Genomic DNA, 4,678 nt, shown 5'->3' on the forward strand with positions numbered 1-4,678 from the left:
GTCGCGATCGCCGGCCTGGCTGCCCAGCCGGCCGTCTCCTCGGTGATCGCCGGTGCCACCTCCGGCGACCAAGTGCGCCGCAACGCCGCCGCGATGAGGTGGGCGCCCACCCCAGCGGACCTCGCCGAGCTCGACGACCTCACCCGCGCCTGACTCTCTTCGCCGAGTCGGCGCGTAGTCGCGCCGACTCACCGAAGCCCTCGCGCCGAGTCGGCGCGTAGACGCGCCGACTCGAGGAAAAAACCGGACGCGAGCTAGAGGGCGGTCCAGTCGATGGGGCTGCCACCGCGCTCGACGAGCAGGGCGTTGACCCGGCTGAAGGGCCGGGAGCCGAAGAAGCCGCGGTAGGCCGCGAGCGGGGACGGGTGGGCGGACTCCACGCAGGGCACGTCACCGAGCAGCGGCTTGAGCGACTGGGCCGGGCGGCCCCAGAGGATGGCGGCCAGCGGGCTCGAGGTCGCACGCGCAGCCAGGGCGCGGATGGCGCAGTCGGTCACTGCCTCCCAGCCCTGCCCGCGGTGGGAGTTGGCCTCCCCGGGCCGCACGGTCAGCACCCGGTTGAGCAGCAGGACCCCCTGGTCGGCCCAGCCGCTCAGGTCGCCGTGGCTCGGGGGGACCCAGTCTCCGTCGACGTCGTCCCCGACGTCGCTCCCGACGTCGTCGCGCAGCTCGGTGTAGAGGTTGACCAGGCTGCGCGGCAGCGGCCGCACGTGCCGCTCGACGGCAAAGCTCAGCCCGATCGGGTGCCCCGGTGTGGGGTAGGGATCCTGGCCGACGATCAGCACGCGGACGTCGGCGAGCGGCCGCCGGAAGGCGCGGAAGACCGCGTCACGGGCCGGCAGGTAGTCGCGCCCGGCGGCGACCTCGCCGCGCAGGAACTCACCCAACGCGGCCACCCGGTCGTCGACCGGGGCCAGGGCCGCAGCCCAGTCGGGGGCCATGAGGCCCTGGTCGACGAGTCGGGCCAGGGCGCTCATGGGCTGAGGCTAGCGCCGCCGGAAGGTCGCGCTGCGGGGCAGGTGAGGAGCGCGACCGCGCTCGCCGACCTCGACCCGCAGGATCGCCTGGTGGGAGGCGTCGCCCTGCACCGCCGACTGGTTGGCCACCAGCACGCTGGTGCCGTGGAAGGTCGCGTTGCTGGGGCTGTCGAAGGGGATCTTCGACCCGTTCTCCCCGGTGAAGGGAACGTCGGGGAAGCGGTCGAGCTCCTCCCCGGTCGCGGAGAGCTCGACCAGCTGCTGGGTGAGGCCGACCATCGCGATGTAGATGTGGCCCGAGCGGCCGATCCCGATCCCGTCGGGCAGGTCGGTGGGCCGGGAGGTCCACAGCGTGCTGATCCGGCCGGGACCCTTCTTGCGCAGCTTCAGCCGCAACAGCTTGCCGGTCGTCGGGTCGGCGCTGCCGTCGGACGTCGTCTGCTGGCTGATCAGGAAGTCGCGCTCGCGGTGGCGGTAGACGATGCCGGTCGCACCGAACGAGTCGACGCCTTCGAGCTCGGGCCCGGCGAACCACTGCTGCACCTTGCCGTTGCGGAGCACCCGCCAGATGATGCCTTGCGCGTAGTCGGTGACGAAGAGATTCCTCGGTCCCCAGGTGGCGTAGTTGGGCACGGAACCCTCGGGGAACGTCGCGATCCGCGTGAACTTCCCGGTGCGCGGGTCGAGCGTCAGCAGCGCGCGGCGCGAGGTCTCGAGCAGGACCAGACGCCCGTCCTTGGTCTGGTTGGCCACCTGCACGCCGTGGGACTCGTCGAGCAGCTGCCCGGGCACGGTCCACGAGCGCAGCAGCGCACCCCCACGCCCCCACTCGAAGACGCGCGAGCGCTGGCGGTCGCCGGCCACGTAGGTGCCGGCATAGACGCGGCCGTTGGTGTGCTTGTGCACGTAGGCCGGGTAGCCCGGCGAGGGGACCAGCGAGAACACGCGGGTCTTCCACTTCTCGTCGCCGGGCTTGGCAGACGCCGAGGGCGAGGCGCTCGGGAGCGCCCCGAGCAGGGTGCCCGTGAGCAGCAGGGCGAGCAGTCGTACGACGAGGCCCCTCATCGCAGTCGCTCCACGACCTCGACGGCCGCGCGTTCGCCGGAACGCACCGCGCCGTCCATGTAGCCGCTCCAGTAGGTGGAGGTCTCGGTGCCGGCCCAGTGGACGCGTCGGAACGGACGTCGGATGGCGGGGCCGAAGCGGGTGAAGGACCCGTCGGCCGCGTGGATCGCGGTCGGTCCGCCGCCGGTCCAGCGCTCCTTGGTCCAGTCCTGCTCGGTGTACTCCACCGGGTTGAGGGCCTGCTCGCCGAACATCGCGGCGAAGCCCTCGAGCACGGCCTGCTTGCGCTTGGCCTTGCCGATGCGGCCGTAGGTGCGCCACGCGTCACCTCCGACGAAGGCGAGCAGGACGCCCGGCTCGCCGTCGCGGGGGCTGTTGTCGAAGACGGTGCGTGCGGCGCCGGAGTCGTTGATGCCGAAGCCGTTGAGTCCGTCCTCACGCCAGAACGGCGTGGGGTAGATGGCGTCGCACTTCATCAGCTTGCCCATGTCCTGGCTCTTGAGGAGGCGGCGTCGCTGCTGGGGGAGCCGCGGGAACCAGTCGATGTCGAGCACCATCGGCGGGGGAGCGGCGACGATGACCCGCTTGGCCGTGACCACTCCGCGACGGGTGTGGACCTTGACGCGACCGTCGCCCTGCACGATCTTCTTCACCGGGGCCCGCAGCGCGACGCTGTCGCCGAGCTGACGGGCGAGCCGCAACGGGATGAGCTGGGAGCCGCCGATGAAGCGTCGCTCCTGGGCACCGCCCTCGGTGTCGGAGTTGCGCGCGAAGGTGCCGACGTTGCGCTCGTTGCCCGAGCAGGCGACGTACCAGAGCGTGAAGAGGAACGAGAGCTGGCGCGGGTCGGCGCCGAAGCCGGGCTGGGTCCAGTTCTCGATCAGGTTGGAGACGCCCTCGGGGTTGACCACTGCGTTGGAGCGGATGAAGTCGCGCAGGGTCATCCGGTCCCACTCGCGAGCCCTCGGGTGCGACCAGGGCGCGTCGACGGCGATCTCGGAGGCGTACTGGTCGATCAGGGTGAGCAGGATGCCGGCGTCGGCGAGGATCGTGGGGTCGGGCGGCACGGTGCCGGAGTACTCCAGGCGCCCGAGCGTCGAGGAGACGTAGACGCTGTTGCCGGTGTTGTACTCCTTGAACGTGGGGACCTGCAGCTCCTTGGCCAGCCGGCGGATGTGCGTCTGGGTGGGGCCGACGAAGGCGCCACCGGCCTCGATGACGTCGCCGCCGGTCTTGAGCTCGTGGTTGAGCACCCGGCCTCCTACCCGGTCACGGGCCTCGAGCACGAGCACGGAGAAGCCCTTGGCGGCCACGTCGCGGGCGGCGACGAGTCCGGCGATGCCTGCACCGACGACGACGACGTCGACCTTGCGCGGCAGCGGGCCCTGACGGCCGGCACCTTCGCCGGCCCCCTCGGCGGCCCCAGCCTCGTCGAGCGAGAAGGCGCCCAGGCCGGTGGCGGCGCCGGCAGCCGACGCAGCTCCGAGCAGTGCGCGGCGGGAGAGGTCGAGAGGGTGCTCGACGCGGGGCTCGTGGGTCATCGCGGGCGCTCCTGAGCGGTTTGGGGGAGTTCAACCTGAACGTGTGTCATGTTTCGGTTCCGTACCTTACACTCCGGCACATGGCAGATGCATCACTTTCTCGGGCTGTGACCGACCTCCCGCCGGAGCGAGCGACGTCCACGGAACCGCGCGACCAACCCCTCGCTCGGCGACTGCCCGTGCAGGCGCGCAGCCGCAAGAAGGTCGAGGCGTTGCTCGATGCTGCGGAGCGGATCGTCGTGGAGCGGGGGGTCGAGGCGGTGTCCACGCGCGACATCGCCGACGCGGCGCAGGTGCCGGTGGCCTCGCTCTACCAGTACTTCGCCGACAAGGAAGCGGTCTTCCTCGCTCTCGCCGAGCGGCACATGGCCGAGATGGACGAGCAGACCCTGGTCGACCTCGCCGAGTCCCGCGCGCAGGGGCCGCTGAGTGTCGGCTCGCTCGTCGAGACCAGCATGCGCGCCTTCATCAAGGTCTACCTGCGGCGTCCCGCGTTCGTGGAGATCTACCTGCGCGGACGCACCAACCCTGCCCTGCACGCCTACGGACGCGACCACAACCGCCGGATCGCGGCCACCCTCCACGAGGTGGCGATCGAGGAGGGCCTCGCCGGGCCCGACCTCCCCGAGGCTGCGGCCCTGCTCGCCGTCGAGCTCGGCGACCGCGTCTTCCAGCTCGCCTTCGAGCGTGATGACGACGGGGACGCGGCCGTCATCGAGGAGGGTATCGCCCTGCTCACCTCCTACCTCGAGCGCTACGAGATCGCTCCCGCAGCCACCGCAGGCGTGTCCGTCGGGACCCCCGCATGAGCCACCGGGCGGCCGTGGCCGCGGCTGCTCGACGGCTCGCCGCCGAGGGCCTGCTGGTCGGCACGGCCGGCAACGTCAGCGTGCGGGTGGGTGACCTCGTCGCGGTGACCGGCTCCGGCGTCACGCTCGCCGACACCGAGACCGCCGACATCGTGGTGGTCCACCTCGACGGGTCGTACGTCGAGGGCTCGCTCTCGCCCACGTCCGAGATCGACCTGCACCTCGGCGTCTACGCCGACCGCCACGAGGTCGGCGCGGTGGTGCACACCCACGCGCCGTACTCCAC

The 4,678-nt window shown here is 71.7% G+C and carries 5 protein-coding genes; 2 read left to right on the forward strand and 3 right to left on the reverse strand.

Annotation, left to right across the window (positions count from 1 at the left end; genetic code table 11):
* Nucleotides 1-254 precede the first annotated feature (254 nt).
* The 3 genes from VOI19_RS14690 to VOI19_RS14700 are packed head-to-tail and all read right to left on the reverse strand — an operon-like array spanning nucleotide 255 to nucleotide 3,583.
* Nucleotides 255-977: a uracil-DNA glycosylase gene (locus tag VOI19_RS14690; protein ID WP_323793709.1), complete on the reverse strand. Its 723-nt coding sequence runs from the start codon at nucleotides 975-977 to the stop codon at nucleotides 255-257.
* A 9-nt stretch (nucleotides 978-986) separates the two neighbouring features.
* Nucleotides 987-2,042, reverse strand: coding sequence for a hypothetical protein (locus VOI19_RS14695; protein ID WP_323793710.1), 1,056 nt, complete (start codon nucleotides 2,040-2,042; stop codon nucleotides 987-989).
* Nucleotides 2,039-3,583, reverse strand: a complete 1,545-nt coding sequence (locus VOI19_RS14700) for a flavin monoamine oxidase family protein (RefSeq protein ID WP_323793711.1) — start codon at nucleotides 3,581-3,583, stop codon at nucleotides 2,039-2,041. The genes VOI19_RS14695 and VOI19_RS14700 overlap by 4 nt, the downstream gene beginning before the upstream one ends.
* 179 nt (nucleotides 3,584-3,762) lie before the next feature.
* On the opposite strand from VOI19_RS14700, the gene VOI19_RS14705 reads away from it, so the two are divergent.
* Both VOI19_RS14705 and VOI19_RS14710 read left to right on the forward strand, forming a co-directional pair.
* Nucleotides 3,763-4,392, forward strand: a complete 630-nt coding sequence (locus VOI19_RS14705) for a TetR/AcrR family transcriptional regulator (RefSeq protein ID WP_323793712.1) — start codon at nucleotides 3,763-3,765, stop codon at nucleotides 4,390-4,392.
* Nucleotides 4,389-4,678, forward strand: a 290-nt coding sequence (locus VOI19_RS14710; RefSeq protein ID WP_323793713.1) for a class II aldolase/adducin family protein, incomplete at its 3' end; no start/stop codon positions are given. The genes VOI19_RS14705 and VOI19_RS14710, both read left to right, overlap by 4 nt.

The organism is Nocardioides sp. (assembly GCF_034670285.1).
In the GTDB taxonomy this organism is placed as follows: Bacteria; Actinomycetota; Actinomycetes; order Propionibacteriales; family Nocardioidaceae; genus Nocardioides.

Excerpts from the sequence above, each read along its gene's own strand:
- VOI19_RS14690 (WP_323793709.1), bottom strand. The coding sequence starts at position 977 with ATGAGCGCCCTGGCCCGACTCGTCGACCAGGGCCTCATGGCCCCCGAC.
- VOI19_RS14695 (WP_323793710.1), bottom strand. The coding sequence starts at position 2,042 with ATGAGGGGCCTCGTCGTACGACTGCTCGCCCTGCTGCTCACGGGCACC.
- VOI19_RS14700 (WP_323793711.1), bottom strand. The coding sequence starts at position 3,583 with ATGACCCACGAGCCCCGCGTCGAGCACCCTCTCGACCTCTCCCGCCGC.